The organism is Microseira sp. BLCC-F43 (assembly GCF_041929235.1).
Classification (GTDB): domain Bacteria; phylum Cyanobacteriota; class Cyanobacteriia; order Cyanobacteriales; family Aerosakkonemataceae; genus Microseira.
The window spans coordinates 1-16,095 of record NZ_JBHFNP010000262.1 but is presented as its reverse complement, the minus strand read 5'-3'; the positions used below and the strand labels follow the sequence as shown (position 1 = coordinate 16,095).

At 46.0% G+C, this 16,095-nt stretch carries 16 protein-coding genes; 8 read left to right on the top strand and 8 right to left on the bottom strand.

Features of this window, described 5'->3' with window-relative positions; all coding sequences use genetic code 11:
- A partial coding sequence (locus tag ACE1CM_RS34760) for a caspase family protein (RefSeq protein WP_374883463.1) occupies positions 1-2,073 on the bottom strand: 2,073 nt, incomplete at its 3' end.
- A 173-nt stretch (positions 2,074-2,246) separates the two neighbouring features.
- On the opposite strand from ACE1CM_RS34760, the gene ACE1CM_RS34755 reads away from it, so the two are divergent.
- Positions 2,247-2,612 (top strand): CU044_2847 family protein, encoded by a 366-nt coding sequence (locus tag ACE1CM_RS34755; protein ID WP_374883461.1) that lies wholly within the window; start codon positions 2,247-2,249, stop codon positions 2,610-2,612.
- A 293-nt stretch (positions 2,613-2,905) separates the two neighbouring features.
- On the opposite strand, the gene ACE1CM_RS34750 is transcribed toward ACE1CM_RS34755, so the two are convergent.
- From ACE1CM_RS34750 to ACE1CM_RS34740, 3 genes are all read right to left on the bottom strand, one after another.
- The gene (locus tag ACE1CM_RS34750) at positions 2,906-3,574 is read right to left on the bottom strand and encodes a nitroreductase family protein (RefSeq protein ID WP_374883460.1); all 669 of its coding nucleotides are present in this window, start codon (positions 3,572-3,574) and stop codon (positions 2,906-2,908) included.
- A 330-nt stretch (positions 3,575-3,904) separates the two neighbouring features.
- Positions 3,905-4,891 (bottom strand): GntR family transcriptional regulator, encoded by a 987-nt coding sequence (locus ACE1CM_RS34745; RefSeq protein WP_374883458.1) that lies wholly within the window; start codon positions 4,889-4,891, stop codon positions 3,905-3,907.
- Positions 4,892-5,493: 602 nt separating this feature from the next.
- Positions 5,494-5,982 carry a PepSY-like domain-containing protein gene (locus ACE1CM_RS34740; RefSeq protein ID WP_374883457.1) on the bottom strand — a complete coding sequence of 163 codons (489 nt, stop codon included), beginning with the start codon at positions 5,980-5,982 and terminating at the stop codon, positions 5,494-5,496.
- Between the two features lie 118 nt (positions 5,983-6,100).
- Between ACE1CM_RS34740 and ACE1CM_RS34735 the strand changes: the two genes are divergently transcribed.
- Complete coding sequence (locus ACE1CM_RS34735; RefSeq protein WP_374883456.1) at positions 6,101-6,850, top strand: dienelactone hydrolase family protein; 750 nt, start codon at positions 6,101-6,103, stop codon at positions 6,848-6,850.
- 48 nt (positions 6,851-6,898) lie between these two features.
- Complete coding sequence (locus ACE1CM_RS34730; protein ID WP_374883455.1) at positions 6,899-7,798, top strand: S1 RNA-binding domain-containing protein; 900 nt, start codon at positions 6,899-6,901, stop codon at positions 7,796-7,798.
- A 250-nt stretch (positions 7,799-8,048) separates the two neighbouring features.
- Here ACE1CM_RS34730 and ACE1CM_RS34725 read toward each other — a convergent pair whose 3' ends face one another.
- The 3 genes from ACE1CM_RS34725 to ACE1CM_RS34715 form a co-directional block, all read right to left on the bottom strand.
- A complete protein-coding gene (locus tag ACE1CM_RS34725; RefSeq protein ID WP_374883453.1) occupies positions 8,049-8,534 on the bottom strand; it encodes a hypothetical protein in 486 nt (161 codons plus the stop codon).
- Positions 8,535-8,749: 215 nt separating this feature from the next.
- A complete protein-coding gene (locus ACE1CM_RS34720; protein ID WP_374883452.1) occupies positions 8,750-9,616 on the bottom strand; it encodes a fructosamine kinase family protein in 867 nt (288 codons plus the stop codon).
- A gap of 91 nt (positions 9,617-9,707) precedes the next feature.
- Positions 9,708-11,006 carry a M16 family metallopeptidase gene (locus ACE1CM_RS34715; protein WP_374883451.1) on the bottom strand — a complete coding sequence of 433 codons (1,299 nt, stop codon included), beginning with the start codon at positions 11,004-11,006 and terminating at the stop codon, positions 9,708-9,710.
- Positions 11,007-11,213: 207 nt separating this feature from the next.
- On the opposite strand from ACE1CM_RS34715, the gene ACE1CM_RS34710 reads away from it, so the two are divergent.
- The 5 genes from ACE1CM_RS34710 to ACE1CM_RS34690 all read left to right on the top strand — a co-directional run bounded on the left by ACE1CM_RS34710 (position 11,214) and on the right by ACE1CM_RS34690 (position 15,549).
- Positions 11,214-11,375: a hypothetical protein gene (locus tag ACE1CM_RS34710; RefSeq protein ID WP_374883450.1), complete on the top strand. Its 162-nt coding sequence runs from the start codon at positions 11,214-11,216 to the stop codon at positions 11,373-11,375.
- Positions 11,376-11,399: 24 nt separating this feature from the next.
- On the top strand, positions 11,400-11,912 hold the full coding sequence (gene fldA, locus ACE1CM_RS34705) for a flavodoxin FldA (protein WP_374883449.1): 513 nt from the start codon (positions 11,400-11,402) through the stop codon (positions 11,910-11,912).
- Positions 11,913-11,952: 40 nt separating this feature from the next.
- The gene (locus tag ACE1CM_RS34700) at positions 11,953-13,014 is read left to right on the top strand and encodes a chlorophyll a/b binding light-harvesting protein (RefSeq protein WP_374883448.1); all 1,062 of its coding nucleotides are present in this window, start codon (positions 11,953-11,955) and stop codon (positions 13,012-13,014) included.
- A 138-nt stretch (positions 13,015-13,152) separates the two neighbouring features.
- Complete coding sequence (locus ACE1CM_RS34695) at positions 13,153-14,664, top strand: chlorophyll a/b binding light-harvesting protein (RefSeq protein ID WP_374883447.1); 1,512 nt, start codon at positions 13,153-13,155, stop codon at positions 14,662-14,664.
- Between the two features lie 351 nt (positions 14,665-15,015).
- Complete coding sequence (locus ACE1CM_RS34690) at positions 15,016-15,549, top strand: vitamin K epoxide reductase family protein (RefSeq protein ID WP_374883446.1); 534 nt, start codon at positions 15,016-15,018, stop codon at positions 15,547-15,549.
- Between the two features lie 338 nt (positions 15,550-15,887).
- On the opposite strand, the gene ACE1CM_RS34685 is transcribed toward ACE1CM_RS34690, so the two are convergent.
- Positions 15,888-16,095: hypothetical protein (locus ACE1CM_RS34685; protein ID WP_374883445.1), on the bottom strand; the 208-nt coding region annotated here is incomplete at its 5' end.

Genomic DNA, 16,095 nt, shown 5'->3' with positions numbered 1-16,095 from the left:
CCCCTTGTTAAGGGGGGTTGAGTGATTGCTCCCCGTGTTAAGGGGGGTTGGGTCATTGCCCCCCTTGTTAAGGGGGGTTGGGTCATTGCCCCCCTTGTTAAGGGGGGTTGGGTCATTGCCCCCCTTGTTAAGGGGGGTTGGGTCATTGCCCCCCTTGTTAAGGGGGGTTGGGGGGATCTTCTCCGTCATTTCGCTGGTAACAATTAGCTTCTCATCTGCCAATTTCTGAACCACTTCATCAATTAATTGCTCAGAATAGCGCTCATTCACTAAATCAGGTTTCAGCACTCGCCTGCGAGTGTCTTCTGTGCCTTCTCCCAACTGAGTTAGCGATAGAAAAATATGCCGCACCGCTCCTTTTTGTGCTTCAGAAAACGACTCATACACCTGAGTCGCGCGTTTGCGAAGCGTCCCCATCACTCCACCCAGTTGGGCGTAAGTATTGAGGCGCAAACAGTTATCCGTGCGCTGCTTCCAAAGTTCCGTCAGCGTATACTGCAATAACGGCAAACTCCCCGGCGCATTTGCCACATCTCCCAGCATTTCTTCTACCAGTTCTGGCTCAATTTCTAGGTTGACTCGCTTGGCAGGTTCGACAATTGCCTGTCTCAATTCCTCTGGATTCATCGGCGTAACTGTGAACAAATTTTGCTGAATTTGTTGTGCCAGTCCGCTGTAGTCCTGTTCTAGGCATTTGCCAAAGAAATCTGCCCGCATTGCCAGGATGACGCAAAGACCTAACCCCCCAACCCCCTTCCCTGCGAGGGAAGGGGGAGCAGGAACATTTCGCCCCTCTCCTGCGAGGAGAGGGGACGGGGGAGAGGTTTCCCCCAGAATACAGGCAAAAAATTGCTGCCGTTCTGCCTTATCCCGACACAGGGTAAACGCTTCTTCAAACTGGTCAATTACCAACACTACCCGACTCGGCGAAGCTTGCACCAAACGCCGCAAACCCGTCGCACCCTTTTTAATTAAATCCTCCGCAACTCCCAACTGTTTCGCCCGTTCCACTGGCGACAAATTCGGGTCAACAAAAGCTAGTGCCAAACTTTGCAATGGATGCTCTCCCGGCTGCATAATATATGTCTGCCAAAGTTCGCTACCTGACAACTTGCGACCCAACTTTAATTGATGCAGCAACCCCGCCCGCAACACGGAAGATTTGCCATTACCCGACGCACCTAATATTGCCAGAAAATTACTCTGGCGTACTCGGTCGAGCAACTGATTGGTCAGTTTATCCCGTCCATAGAAATATTTGGGGTCTTCTTCATTGCAGTCAAAATAAGCCAACCCTTTGTAAGGACAAATCCCATTGGGAGATACTGTTACGACTGGCGCTGCTTTTTCCCACTGGCGAGTCAGGTTAATTTCTTGCCCAAAGTTGGTGAAAATGGGACGTTGGGTTTCACTTTTCAACTGCTGATTCAGGAAATCAATCAAAGTATAGTTGGTCACCCAACGGTCTGGACAGCGCTTGGGGTCAAGTCCTTGCAATAGTGCTTTCGTGAGGACGCTGTAAGGTTCGCTGATGTCTTGATAAGACACCTCGAATTCCCTGGAACCTGCTATGAAACACCGATCTCGTCCTTTCCCTGCCTCCCCCGGATTTGCTTCGTCAAAGTTGAGCAATTCGCCGCTGTAACAGCAATCTAGCCAAATTATTTGCTGTCGAATCGGACTTTCTTCCAGTAACCGACGTAACCATTGCAACGAGAGTCCCCAATTACTCAAATCAGGATTGACATCGCTGGTAGCCAAAAATCCTTCCTGAATTCCCCGATTTTTCCGCAGTCCATGCCCAGAAAAATAAAATAGTGCTGTATCTGGAATCGTCCTGCCTTCAGGGAGAAACAGTTGTACCAGTGCCTCTTCCAGTTCGTTGAGAGTTACCTTGGTTTTGCGACCGACGTGGATAATATTATCGGTTACAGCTTCTGGTATCCGTTTCACCCGGAATTCCCCAGAAGAGGTTAGCAGTTGCGCGATCGCTTCGGCATCTTCTGCTGGTGCATCCAACTTTTGTAAGTTGCTATAAGTATTAATGCCAACAACCAAAGCATCCCGACTCATAATATTTTAGATTTTAGATTTTAGATTTTAGATTTTGGATTGATGAAACTCTTGCCTCTGGGGAGTTACAGGATTTTGAACCAGCTCTGAGTATGAGAAACTTATCCCGCTGGGTTTGCCTAATAGCCTAACCGTGAAATAATAGATACCGCCAGATAAATAAACAAAATTTTATGACACAACTCACTCCCATCGAGTTAGAAGACGGAACGGTTATATATGTTGAAGCGACGGAAGATGTTAACGCTGTCCCCATCGATACGACTGAGGAACGAGGCAGAGTTAGAAAAGGGGGAAATGCTCAAACGATTAAATCATTTGAGGCAATAAAAGGAACGATTACTGCTTACACCAATTACACGCTAAATGCGTTTAAAGAGATTGCTAATGCCAATGTAGATAAAGTTACTCTAGAATTCGGCATCAAAATTGGCGGCGAAACGGGCATCCCCTACGTAACAAAAGGCACAGCAGAAAGCCACCTCAAGATTACAGTAGAGTGTTCGTTTCCTAAGAAACCGGAAAACGAAAATACCTAGCAATCGCAATTGGGTGCGGACTTACTCCCTTCGGTGCTAGAAGATTATCTACTTCTTCCTTCTTCTTCCTTCGCCTCTAATTCGCTAACGCGGTTAAATAGTAACTCAAGTTGCTAGTTATCTTGTACATAGCAGCTAATGGCTAATGGTTAATGGATCGATTGGTAAAAATCCAAGATTAGCAATTAGCAATTAGCAATTAGCAACGCCAAAGTTTATAACTAGCAACTAGCGTTAGTAGTAATTCTTCGGGTGGGAAAGGAGTAATTTTCCATCACCCATGCGCCATTCCCCTACAATTCAAACGATTCGCCGTAACTCTCGCCGTAACAAACTTGCTCTACATTAAAACGCCCGCCATACTGCTTGAAAGGTGGTGCTGCATAACCCAAACAAAGCAAACAGCAAACATCCACTTCTTCTGGAATCTTAAAAGCTTCCTTCACCTGGGCGCTAACAAATCCTTCCATCGGACAACTATCGACACCAAAACTTTTCGCCACAATCATAATATGTGCCACGGCTAACATCGTATGGCGATTTGTCCAAGCTTCAAGAGAATCAAAACAGGGTTTGTTTTCAAATAACCCTGGTATCTGCTGGCGCATCACATCTGCATAAGCATCATTCATCGCACCAGCATCTTTACCCAAGTCGATGATTGATTCGATGTATTCTGGAGTGGAAACTCTGCGATCGCCACAACAAATCAACACCACTGGCGCTTCCCCAACTTGTCGCTGATTGAAAGCACAAGCTTTGAGTTTTTCTTTACTTTCTTGTGCCCTCAGCACAATAAACCGCCAAGGTTGTAAATTGTAACCAGAGGGGGCGCGAATACCCAACCGCAGAACTTCTGCTAAAATTACTTCCGGAATTGCATCTGGACGAAACGCTCTTGCAGATCGACGTTGCTCAATAGATTCTTTTAAACCAATTGAGGGTTGCATTTCAACATTCATAACAATTTAAGATTTTAGATTTGAGATTTGAGATTTTAGAACTCAAGTTGCTAGTTAATAGTTGTGACATTGGTAATTGGTAATTGGTAATTGGATTGATTGGCTGTCTACTCTTGACAATTACCTATTACCCATTACCGATTACCACTGTCAAAGGATATAACTAGCAACTTGAGTTAGTAGTCCAGCAAGTTGATTTTCATGGGTTCCTAGTAGCGCTTCAGCGCTGAAATGCTACTACGAACCGCTCAAAACCATTTGGGCAAAACACTAGAGCCTGTTGCCCATCTTAATCTGAAATCTGCACTTCTTCAATCTAAAATTTTCTGGTTAAGCTAACCCAAGTTCCCTTTTGAGTAGGTTAATCGACTTGATACCGATGTAATTTTCGCAACAGATCAGTTTGGGAGGGCGGATAATATCTTCTCGCGCCTGGGCGACAATCGTTTTGACCGTGGAGAAACTAGCTTGATCGCTGATAATCGTGTGGGCGCTGCGAACCATCGCGTTGATTTTGTAGGTATCCTGTAACTGCGCCGTCATCACGAGCAAGTCTTCTCCCCGCAAACTGTGGATAATTACTTCAGACGCCCGCAAGATACCCGAACTGAGACTCACTAAGCCAACGCAGCTATCTTTGGGCATACTTCTGACTAACTGGATCTCCATGCTGTAGTCGTAGATGTCTACGGGGATGACGCGCACGGACTTGGGAGATGCGATCGCTTCGGCTTCTCCGATAAAATAACGACTGGTGACCACTGTCCCGGCTTGGGTTTGATCCAGAAACCTACTCAGTTGCTCTAACGCCACCAACTGTACGGGTATGCGAAGCGCTTGTTCTAGTTCTTGCACCATCAATTCTCCCACGCCGATGTCTTGGGTAGGAGCCGTGACGACTACCCGCGCACTACAGCGCAACCGCCAGTCTATTTCGCTTAAAAATAACTCCCTAGCTTGATTGAGCGAGCAACCTTCTGCCAGCAGTTTATCCAAGCTTTCCAGTACAATTTCGTAGGCTTGGGGATATTGTTCCAGAATCGGAGATTTGAGTCTACCGCCGCCTTCGTTACCTTGGGCGCGCACGTAAATACCCGAACCTGCTTGAGATTCGACTAACCCGATTTTTTCTAGTTGACGATATACCTTACTTATGGTATTGCGGTGCAGTCCCGTTTGCATTGCTAGCTGACGGGTGCTGGGGAGGCGGTGTCCCGGAGGAAATTGACGGGATGCGATCGCAAACCGTATTTGATTAAACAGCTGCGTTGAGGCAGGAATTTCACTATCAGGCTGAATATGAAACTGAATACTCATGTATAGCCTCCGGGATCGCCTTGGGAATAGGGGGAATAATTCGCCAAAAAATGGAATTAGTAAAGTTTTTTCTACTGATAAGTTTATGGCTATGCCCCAGGGGTTTAAGCGTTTGCTAGGGCGGTATTGTCTATACATGCATCATACTCAATGCTGAAATCGGTTAGATGACCAAAACGGGTGATTGTCAAGGAGGTAATAGGTAATGGGTAATGGGTGTAGGGGCACGGCATGGGACAATCGATTGATTTAACGTTCAATGTTGCTGATGCCGTGCCCCTACACAACAGGGCATGGGACAATCGATTGATTTAACGTTCAATGTTGCTGATGCCGTGCCCCTACACAACAGGGCATGGGAAAATCTATTGATTTAACGTTCAATGTTGCTGATGCCGTGCCCCTACACAACAGGGCATGGGACAATCGATTGATTTAACGTTCAATGTTGCTGATGCCGTGCCCCTACACAACAGGGCATGGGACAATCGATTGATTTAACGTTCAATGTTGCTGATGCCGTACCCCTACACAACAGGGCATGGGACAATCGATTGATTTAACGTTCAATGTTGCTGATGCCGTGCCCCTACACAATATCTTCAGGCGTCTTCGTTCGAGTTGCGGGCAGGGTTTCCCCGTTCGTCGTAATAGCGTTCAATTTGCTTACCGCCGCCTTCGACTTCGACTTCGTAAAAAGTACCCCGTGGCGTTAGTTCAATCTCGCGTTTTTTTATTTTGTAGCCGGGGTATTCTTTTTTAACCCGATTGAGTACTAAAGTGGAAAACTGATTTTCTGGTACTTCGTATTCGGTTTCTAACCATCTTCCGTCTTTTGAGAATTCAGCTTCGTACTCGATGCCATTTTTTTGGAAAATAGCTTCATAGCCATAAGGTTGGGATTCCCAACGGGGAGTTACACCCGGATATTTGGCAGCAAAAGCACTTTGGACTGAAGGGGGGACTTGGGTAGACTGAGTGTTGCTGGCTTTGTTACACGCAGTTAGCATCAGGGTTGATGATATTCCCCCGATGACAGCTAAGCTACCTAAGCGAGACTTAAAGAGTCGGTGTAGAAAGAAATGTGCCATAGCGATCGCTTCAATCATCTCCTAGTTAACAAAATATGGAATTCACCTAGGCTCTGGCACGGTCAGATTCCAGAAAAGCCATAAAATAGATTGGGCAATCGTTCCTTATCGTCTCATAATGGCAGACCTAGAGATTACCACGGCTAAAGTTATTGTCCCCAACGGCGATGTGCTTCTTGATGCTTACCTAGCAACGCCAAATGGGGAAGCGCCATTTCCAGGTGTTATCGTTATCCAGGAGATCTTTGGCGTCAACGCCCATATCCGGGAAGTAACCGAGAGAATAGCTAAAGAAGGGTACGTTGCGATCGCACCCGCTATCTACCAACGCCTCGCCCCCGGTTTTGAGACGGGTTACACCCCAGAAGACATTAAAATTGGCAAGGAATACAAGGAACAAACCAAAGCATCCGAATTGCTTAGGGATATTCAAGCCACAATTGATTACCTCAAAACCCTGCCTGTTGTCAAGCAAGATAATTTTGGCAGCATAGGTTTCTGTTTTGGCGGTCACGTTGTCTACCTCGCCGCTACCCTAAACGATATTAAAGCCACCGCGTCGTTCTACGGAGCTGGTATTACCAATTGGACTCCCGGCGGCGGCGAACCCACTATTACCCGGACAAAAGATATTAAAGGCACTCTCTACGCTTTCTTTGGCATGGAAGATGCTAGCATTCCGGCGGCACAAGTTGACCAGATCGAGGCAGAACTAGAGAAACACCACATTCCCCATCGGGTCTTCCGCTACGATGGAGTAGACCACGGGTTCTTTTGCGATCATCGCGGTAGCTACGATGCTACAGCTGCTGCGGCTGCTTGGACTGAAGTAAAGCAATTATTTCAGACGAAGCTAGCAGCGAGTTGACGCAATCCAAACTGTGGCATAGCCATTAATTGAATTATTCAAACACTCATGAACGCCAAAGCAACACCTTCCCCAGCAGACAAGTCTTCCTTTTCTAGGGACGATTTTGCCAAAGCCCTAGAACAACAAGAATACCATTTTGAAAAAGGACAGGTTGTTCGGGGTAAGGTGTTTGAATACGCATCCGATGGTGCTTATGTTGACATAGGTGGCAAATCGCCAGCATTTCTGCCTGAAAGAGAAGCTTCTTTGAAAACGGGAACCCCTTTGTCCCAATTGCTACCGTTGAATGAGGAACGGGAATTCTTGATTGTCAAAGAGCAAGATGCGGAGGGTCAGGTAACGCTTTCCTTGCGACAGCTGTTAGTCAAGCAAGTTTGGGATAAATTAGCCGAAATGCAGGAAAGCGGACAAAACGTGCAAGTGCGTGTCACTGGAGTGAATAAAGGTGGCGTCACGGTGAACGTGCAAGGAGTAAGGGGGTTTATTCCGCGATCGCATCTCCTCGATAAAGATAATTTAGAGCAATTGATCGGTCAACCCCTCAACGTTAGCTTCCTAGAATTCAATCGCGAAACCGAAAAACTGGTGATGTCTCAGCGCTTAGCTTCTCAATCTGCCCGGTTCAGCGAAATAGAATTAGGACAGTTGGTAGAAGGCAAAGTTACCAATATCAAACCTTTTGGTTTATTCGTTGATATGGGCGGCACGACGGGGTTGCTGCACATTAAACAAATCAGCCAAAATTACATCGAAAACCTGCAAAATTTATTTCAAATTGGGCAGCCAATTAAAGCAGTCGTAGTCAATTTAGATCAAGGACAAAGCCGAATTTCCCTCTCAACTAGGGTGTTGGAAAATTACCCAGGAGAAATGCTAGAAAATATGGCTGAAGTAATGGCTTCAGCCGATGCGCGTGCAGAAAGGGCGCGGAAAAATATTGTGTGATAGAGTAAGTTGCTAGTTATAAACATTGGGCGTTGCTAATTGCTAATTGCTAATTGCGAGAGAGCTTTATAAGCATTTTTCCTAATTTAGCCATTAGCCATTAGCCCTTAGCCGCACGTTTGAGATAACTAGCAACTTGAGTTAATAGCTAATAGCTAATGGCTGGTAGAGATGGATATTTCCACGAGCAATTAGCAATTAGCAATTAGCAATTAGCTATTTCAGTTATAACTAGCAACTTGAGTTATTATCAGTTGAGGTTTGGTTGATTCAATTGTTTGCACTTAGCCTCAGCTAAATTATAAGCCTCTAAATATTCTTTTGGTCCCAACATCTGGTCACCATAATATTCGTAAGGCTGCTTGCCGTAAACTGGTAAAGGATCGTCCTCTGGATAGTCTTCTTTTGCTTCTTCGACGGCGGCTTTTAGTTCCTCGACGGTGAGGCGGTGTGCTGGAAAGTAGTAGAGTTCTTGGGCATTTTTGTGCAAGTGGGGTAAATTTGGATCTATTATGCGTTCACGAAGTGTGCCGTCAGGCATATCGCTAGCCTCAATCCAAGCATGTTCCACAGGTTTATACGGCTTTCCACCAAAGGCTAAAAAGCCTTGAACGTAAATTGCTCCTTCAGTAGCCAAGGCTGCATTATAAGCGTTATCAAAATGGTTTTTAGCCTTGCTTTTAATCTGTTTTGCAATTTGCAGAGAAGCGGTTTCATCAAGTATTTTGTCCATCATATTGTGTCTTACTTAACCAATTATATGATCTCCGGTCGATTACCCACGATCGTGCGCCGGGACACGGCATTATTAACGTTATCTGTTTGTCCGAGATATCACTGATGCCGTGTCCCTACCCAACGACTCTGTGAGGTTTTTTATTATGGGCAATTCAACGGACATGATATTACCCATTACCCATTACCAATTACCAATTACCAATTACCCATTCCCTATCTTAGAATTTGTTCGATCGTTCGATTTGCTTGGGATTCGTAACTGCCACCGAATAAATTAAAGTGATTGAGAATATGATAAAGGTTATAAAGCATTTTGCGGCGCTCGTAACCTTTATCCAAAGGCCAAACTTCATTGTAACCGCGATAAAAAGCTGCGGGAAAACCGCCAAACAATTCGGTCATCGCCAGATCGGTTTCGCGATCGCCATAATAAGTAGCAGGGTCGAGAATCACGGGTTCTCCCGCTGCGGTAACAGAAGCATTCCCCGACCACAAATCCCCATGTACGAGGGATGGTTGAGGTTGATAATCTGCTAGCAGTTTGGGAATCGCTTCTAATAAGCGTTCTCCCTGTGTAAAATAACCGCCCCGTCGCGAGGCTAACTTTAATTGATACCCGATGCGATGTTGGGTAAAAAATTCCGCCCAATCCGCTGTCCAAGTATTAATTTGCGGCGTTGAACCAATCGTATTATTGCGTTCCCAACCAAAGCCTTTATTGCTAGTCGCTTTGTGCATTGCTGCTAAATTGCGCCCCATTTCTTCCCAAGCATTTGTCCCGCCGCTGCGACCCAATTCTAACCATTCCAATACAATGTAAGCCGAATTATCTACCGTACCGCAACAAATTGGTTTGGGAACGCGGATAGTATGGGTATTCCACATTTGTTGCAGTCCCAGCGCTTCGGCTTCAAACATATCAACCAGGGAGGCTTGATTGAGTTTGACAAAATAAGTTACAGCGCCGTTAGAAACTGCATAACCTTGGTTAATGCAACCTCCCCCAACAGATCGGCGCTGCTGTACTTCAAACGGTTCGACCGTTTTCTGGCTGATGTGTTCGGCGATTTTTGTCCACATGGGGTAATTGCTAATTGCTAATTGCTAATTGCTAATTGTCAGGATTATACAACAAAGACAAATACTGCCATTATCGATTAGCCATTAGCCATTAGCCATTAGCACTTCCCGGTTTAACTGCAACAATCCCGTAAGCTTCTGGTGATAAGTAACGGTTAGCAGCTAATTGCAAATCGGCTTTATTCAACGCTTGAATGCGGGCGGGGTAATTGAGAACTGGGGCTAAATCGCTTACCATTGATTGATAGTAGCCGTACATTCCGGCGCGATCGCTTGGCGTTTCGTTGGCAAATACGAAGCGATTCGCGACTTGCGTCCTGACGCGGGCGATTTCTGCTTTGGTTACGGGTGCGGTTTGGATTTCGCGGATGTGGGAAGCGATCGCATTTTCCACTTCGGCTAAATTCTCCACCGGCAATTGCGCGGAAATATAAAACGTCCCCTGAATTTGATTGGTCATATTGCTAGCAGAAATATTAGTAACCAATCGCCGATTTTCCCGCAAATCTTTCACCAAACGCGATGTCCGCCCGCTGCCTAAAATTGCTGCCAAAACATCTAGCGCATAAGTTTGGTGCAAATCGGTTAATCCAGGCACGCGCCAAATCATCATCAGCCTTGCCTGTTGTAAGCTGCTATCAATGTATTCCCGGCGCACAATTTCTTTAAAAGGCTGTTCTGGTTGGGTAATTGGTAATTGGTAATCTGTAATCGGTGATGGGTGAGATGCTTTTTTATCCCCGATTCCTTCTGCCACAATTCCGATTAATTCTTCTACAGGCAAATTCCCTACTGCTACGGCTGTTATTGACTGGGGTTGATACCATCTGGCGTGGAAATCACGCATCTGCTGGGGTTTCAGCGCCTCTATCACCGATACTGGCCCCAATACCGGGCGTCTATAGGGTAGCACTTCAAACGCCGTTTCAATCGTCCGCTGATAGGTACGACGGCGGGGATTATCATCAGAACGACGAATTTCTTCTAATACTACGAATCGCTCGCGCTCAAACGCTTCGTCGGGGATGCTGGGGTTTAGCACCACGTCGATTTGCAACGGCGCTAGCTTGGCAAAATCTTGCGGCGCACTCGTGATGTAATAGTGGGTGTAATCCTGGCTGGTAGAGGCATTGGTAACCGCGCCTCGCTCCTCAACTAAACGCTCAAACTCACCGCTTGCCAAGCGCTCTGTTCCTTTGAAGATCATATGCTCCAAAAAGTGAGCCATGCCGTTGATCTCGTCGGATTCTACAGCCGAGCCAACATTTAACCACAGACTCAGGTTTACCGCTTCCACTGGCATCTGTTCCGCCACAATTGTCAATCCGTTGTCGAGTCGGCGGATGGTTGGCGCGTTAAGCGGTGGAGTTTTGAGCAAGGTTGAGGTCATTTGCGATTTTGCACGGATTAATACTTCTTCAATCTTAGCGATTCTTCACATGGGGGATATCACTCTCATCAGTTAATTCCCCCGTTCTCTATAAAAGCTATCAGGAATTTTTATTGAAACTTATTCTCAATTAGTTGCATTTGCGTGTAATCTCTAAGTTATGCAATTGAATATCTTTTGCAACAAGCTGCGGAGGAGGTATAGCACGTGGCAAGCATTTGCTCGCGCAGTCCTGCGTCATTGCAGGAAGGTGCAGATAAGGTTCCCCGTTGGGTGAGAGGATCTATGCGCTCGCACCAGCAAAATCAAGCGCTAGGTGCCGCAGTCGAGTACGCGGTTGTGCTGTTATTTGAATATCTTTCTCACTAATCACGCAAAACTACAGGAGAGTCAATGTCAACAAAGATTGGTTTGTTTTACGGCACCCAAACAGGGAAAACTGCCGATGTAGCTGAAATGATTCAGAAAGAACTGGGCGAGAGTGTCGTAGACTTGCACGACATCGCCGGGGCGCAGAAAGAAGACTTGGAAGGCTACGAATATTTAATTATTGGTTCGCCAACTTGGAACATCGGGGAATTGCAAAGCGATTGGGAAGGATTTTTCCCAGAGTTGGACGAGATTGATTTCAGCGGGAAAAAGGTAGCTTATTTTGGTGTCGGCGACCAAATGGGATACCCGGATAATTTTTTAGACGCGATGGGTATCCTCGCCGAAAAAATTGCAGAACGCGGTGCAACGCGAATCGGTGATTGGCCTACATCAGGTTACGACTTTAACGACTCCAAGGCATTAGAAAACGGTAAATTTATTGGCCTTGGAATTGATGAAGATAATCAGTCAGAAATGACTGAAGCGCGCATCAAAACTTGGGTAGCTAAAATCAAGAAAGACTTCAAAGTTTGATGTCAGATAGCAGTCTGAAATTTTTGACAAAGAGGTAAACGTGACAACAATTTCTCAACGCAGTCCTTTATCGGTAGAGCAAGATGCTGCTGAAGTTCCCTGGTGGGCTGGTAATTTTCGACTCACAAACTTATCGGGAAAATTACTAGGCGCTCACGTGGCTCATTCCGGTCTGATTGTATTATGGGCTGGAGCCATGACCTTATTTGAGTTGGGTCATTTTAATCTTGATCAACCGATGTACGATCAAGGATTAATTTTGCTACCCCATCTCGCCTCCCAAGGTTGGGGTGTGGGTGCTGGGGGTGCAGTTGTAGATACTTACCCCTACTTCGTCATTGGCGCATTGCATCTAATTTCATCTGCCTTTTTAGGTTTGGGCGGGATTTTTCATTCGCTTAAAGGTCCCGAAACCTTAGAAAAGAAAGTTCCGGCTTTCGGTTACGCTTGGGCAGATACTAACAAAATGACCAATATTTTGGGCATTCATTTAGTTCTATTGGGGTTGGGTGCATTTCTTTTAGTTGCGAAAGCAATGTACTTTGGCGGCTTGTACGACCCAGCGGTGGAAAATGTGCGGGTAATTGCTAACCCGACATTGAATCCAGCGGTGATTTTTGGCTATTTGTTTGGCGCAGTTGGCAAATTTTGGCTTGCTGGTGTTGACAACTTAGAAGATGTTGTCGGCGGTCATATTTGGCTCGGTGCTATCTGCATTGCTGGGGGGATTTTCCACATTGTGACTAAACCTTTTTCTTGGACGCATTCGTTATTTGTTTGGTCTGGGGAAGCTTATCTATCTTACAGTTTGGGCGCATTAGCGCTAATGGGTTTTATCGCTACCCTGTTTGTTTCGGTAAATACTACCGTTTATCCCGAAGTATTTTACGGCCCTGCTTTGGTAATTCGGCAAGGTATTGTGCCTTACTTTTCTTCACCCGATCCGGATTTAGTAACTGCGCGGACTTGGTTAGCTAATACGCACTTTTGGTTAGCATTCTTCTTCTTGCAAGGTCATATTTGGCACGCCTTGCGATCGCGCGGACTTGACTTTCGCAAAGGTCGCATCAGTCCAGAAGCAGTTCTGCCTCAACCACAATAACTATGGACTTACCCAGGCGGTGTCAGAAACCCGGTTTCTTCGTAGATTTTTCGTGACAAAGATCGAACCTTTGTCAAAGAAACCGGGTTGCTATAGGTAAGTAACTGAAAAAACCAAAGTCTCAAGGAATTTAAACCCATGACCGCAGTAATTTCTGATAGCCCTTACCAAAAGAAAATACCCAACGTTGGTTGGTGGTCGGGCAATTTTCGCCTAGTTAACTTGTCGGGAAAATTACTAGGCGCCCACGTCGCCCATGCTGGATTGATTGTATTTTGGGCGGGTGCGATGACGTTGTTTGAAATATCGCGCTTTAATCCAGACTTACCGATGTACGAGCAAGGGTTAATTTTGTTACCCCATTTAGCAACTCTCGGTTTCGGTGTTGGGGCTGGTGGTGAAGTTATTGACACCTATCCCTATTTTGTCATTGCGGTTTTGCATATCATCCCTTCAGTTATTTTGGGGGCTGGTGGTATTTATCACTCGCTTTTGGGGCCTGAAGTTTTAGAAGATAACCCAACTTTGGCGGGCTTGTTCGGTTATGACTGGAAAGACAAGGACAAGATGACGACAATTTTGGGAATTCACTTGACAATTTTAGGCTTAGGTGCGTGGCTTTTGGTCGCAAAAGCAATGTTTTGGGGTGGAGTTTTTGACCCTTGGGCTGCCCCTGGCGGCGATGTGCGAATTATCAATCATCCAACGCTGAATCCTGGAACAATTTTTGGTTATTTGTTCGGCGCGCACGGTTCAGAAGGAATGGCGTCGGTTGATAATTTAGAAGATGTTATCGGCGGTCACATTTGGGTGGGTTCGCTGTGCATTTTAGGTGGTTTTTTCCACATTTTGACCAAGCCTTTTATGTGGGCAGAACGGGTTTTAATTTGGTCTGGAGAAGCGTATCTGTCCTATAGCATCGGCGCGATCGCATACATGGGCTTTCTCGCCGCCTACTTCGTTTCGGTCAACAATACCGTCTATCCGGAAGTATTTTACGGCCCCGTTGGCACTTTAGAAGCCTCTACAGGCTTGGTTTCTGCCCGAGGATGGTTAGCAAGTTTCCACTTTGTCCTAGCAGTCCTATTCCTCTGCGGTCACATTTGGCACGCCATTCGCGCCCGTGGTGCAGCCGCTGGTTTTGACTTCAAAAAAGGTGACATGGTTCGACCAGCAGGAAACCCCGAAACAGGGAACCTTGCCACTCCAATCAACTCTTCCGATCTTACCTTGAACTTTCTGAAAAACTTGCCAATTTACCGTCAGGGTTTATCTTCGCTGTCGCGCGGTTTAGAAATTGGCATGGCGCACGGTTACTGGTTAATTGGCCCCTTTGCTAAATTAGGGCCATTAAGAGATTCTGAAATCGCTAACTTAGTGGGTTTGTTATCCGCATCGAGTTTAATTGTGATTCTGACAGTTGGTCTATCGATTTACGGCAGCGTCACGTTTGTGCAGCGGTTGGAAACATTGCCTCGCCCCACGTTTGCAAAAACAGTTCCCAACGTGCCAGAAACGCTTCAAACAATAGAAGGATGGAGTCAGTTTTCTGTCGGCTTCTTGATTGGTGGTGTTGGGGGAGCGTTCTTTGCTTATCTGATCTTAAATAACCTGAGTTTGTTCCAAGATATTTCCAATAGCTTAGGTTAACAAGCAACAAGTTTGGTGTCGTCAGAGGTAGCACAACTAACTGTGCTACCTTTTCTTATATATAACTTAAGGTGGTAATGGGTAATTGGTAATGGGTAATTGGATTCATTGGTGGTGTAATCTTGACAATTACCCATTACCCATTCAGAAACCCGGTTTCAGAGTTAATTTCTCGCTGTCAAAACCACGATTTTTCAGAGAAACCGGGTTTCTTTGTCGTTGGATGTAACTAGCAACTTACTTTATATAGCGATCGCTGTAAAAAAAGTATGTCCTGGGTATGGGGTAAGGATCAAACTGAATTCTGAAAATGGTAGGCAATCTCTCTTTGTTACCCAAGGATTGCACTTCATGGAACCACAACAACTGAGTCAAGAACTGCGCGAGGGAAAAAATCCCCACATGACCCGTCGGCGGGCGATTATCGGGTTGTCTATGTTTGGGGGTTCGATGGGACAACTCGTGACGCTTTACCAGACGGGGATAGTCAATCACTTACCCGATCCGCCGGGGCAGAAGCTTTTCGATGCTGATCGCGTCGATGCATCTAACTATGCTTACAGCCGATTTAACTCACCCGATGGCCCGATAATGGTGGTTAATTACGCCCTCACAGCTTGGCTAGCTGCTGCTGGTGGACTTGACCGCGCGAGGCGCAATCCGCTTTTACCAATTGCAATGGGTATCAAGCTGGTGTTAGATTCTGCGATCGCTGTCGAATTAGCGCGGGAAGAGTGGGCAGAAAACAAAGCATTTTGCGAATACTGCCAAGTGGCGACGCTAGCTTCTTTGGCGTCGTTAGTGCTGGCAGTACCAGAGATTCTTACCGCTATTCGCACTCTCAAAGGAGAAAAGAACGTCGCCCCAGACGCCAGCACCCAGTAATACCAATTTCCCTGGAAAATGCTACACATCAAAATGTACCGATTGTAGGGGCGGGTTTTACCAATAACGTTTGTCAGGAACAAACACAATAGAAGTAAACCCGCGCAGCCCCAAGTGTTTCGCATTGATGGGAAAACGGTATAATATCGATTCCGGTTATATCTGAATCATTGCTAGGGACTAAGGCTAAAGAAAAACTTTGCGCTGGCGATCAAACTTGCTCACGCCCTGTCCCTACAACGGTATAATATCGATTCCGGTTATATCTGAATCATTGGTAGGGACTAAGGCTAAAGAAAAACTTTGCGCTGGCAATAAAACTTGCTCACGCCCTGTCCCTACAACCAATTTTGATCGTTACAAGAACAATTGACTCTTGTGGGATGGGCATCCTGTTTGTCCATCTGAAAAATTGACTCTTGTGGGATGGGCATCCTGTTTGTCCATCTGAACAATTGACTCTTGTGGGATGGGCATCCTGTTTGTCCATCTGAACAATTGACTCTTGTGGGATGGGCATCCTGTTTGTCCATCTGAACAATTGAC

Bases quoted from the DNA above. Each gene is read 5' to 3' on its own strand.
- ACE1CM_RS34750 (WP_374883460.1), bottom strand. From the start codon at position 3,574: ATGAATGTTGAAATGCAACCCTCAATTGGTTTAAAAGAATCTATTGAG.
- ACE1CM_RS34730 (WP_374883455.1), top strand. From the start codon at position 6,899: ATGAACGCCAAAGCAACACCTTCCCCAGCAGACAAGTCTTCCTTTTCT.
- ACE1CM_RS34690 (WP_374883446.1), top strand. From the start codon at position 15,016: ATGGAACCACAACAACTGAGTCAAGAACTGCGCGAGGGAAAAAATCCC.
- ACE1CM_RS34735 (WP_374883456.1), top strand. From the start codon at position 6,101: ATGGCAGACCTAGAGATTACCACGGCTAAAGTTATTGTCCCCAACGGC.
- fldA (WP_374883449.1), top strand. From the start codon at position 11,400: ATGTCAACAAAGATTGGTTTGTTTTACGGCACCCAAACAGGGAAAACT.
- ACE1CM_RS34720 (WP_374883452.1), bottom strand. From the start codon at position 9,616: ATGTGGACAAAAATCGCCGAACACATCAGCCAGAAAACGGTCGAACCG.
- ACE1CM_RS34725 (WP_374883453.1), bottom strand. From the start codon at position 8,534: ATGATGGACAAAATACTTGATGAAACCGCTTCTCTGCAAATTGCAAAA.
- ACE1CM_RS34695 (WP_374883447.1), top strand. From the start codon at position 13,153: ATGACCGCAGTAATTTCTGATAGCCCTTACCAAAAGAAAATACCCAAC.
- ACE1CM_RS34745 (WP_374883458.1), bottom strand. From the start codon at position 4,891: ATGAGTATTCAGTTTCATATTCAGCCTGATAGTGAAATTCCTGCCTCA.
- ACE1CM_RS34740 (WP_374883457.1), bottom strand. From the start codon at position 5,982: ATGGCACATTTCTTTCTACACCGACTCTTTAAGTCTCGCTTAGGTAGC.
- ACE1CM_RS34755 (WP_374883461.1), top strand. From the start codon at position 2,247: ATGACACAACTCACTCCCATCGAGTTAGAAGACGGAACGGTTATATAT.
- ACE1CM_RS34715 (WP_374883451.1), bottom strand. From the start codon at position 11,006: ATGACCTCAACCTTGCTCAAAACTCCACCGCTTAACGCGCCAACCATC.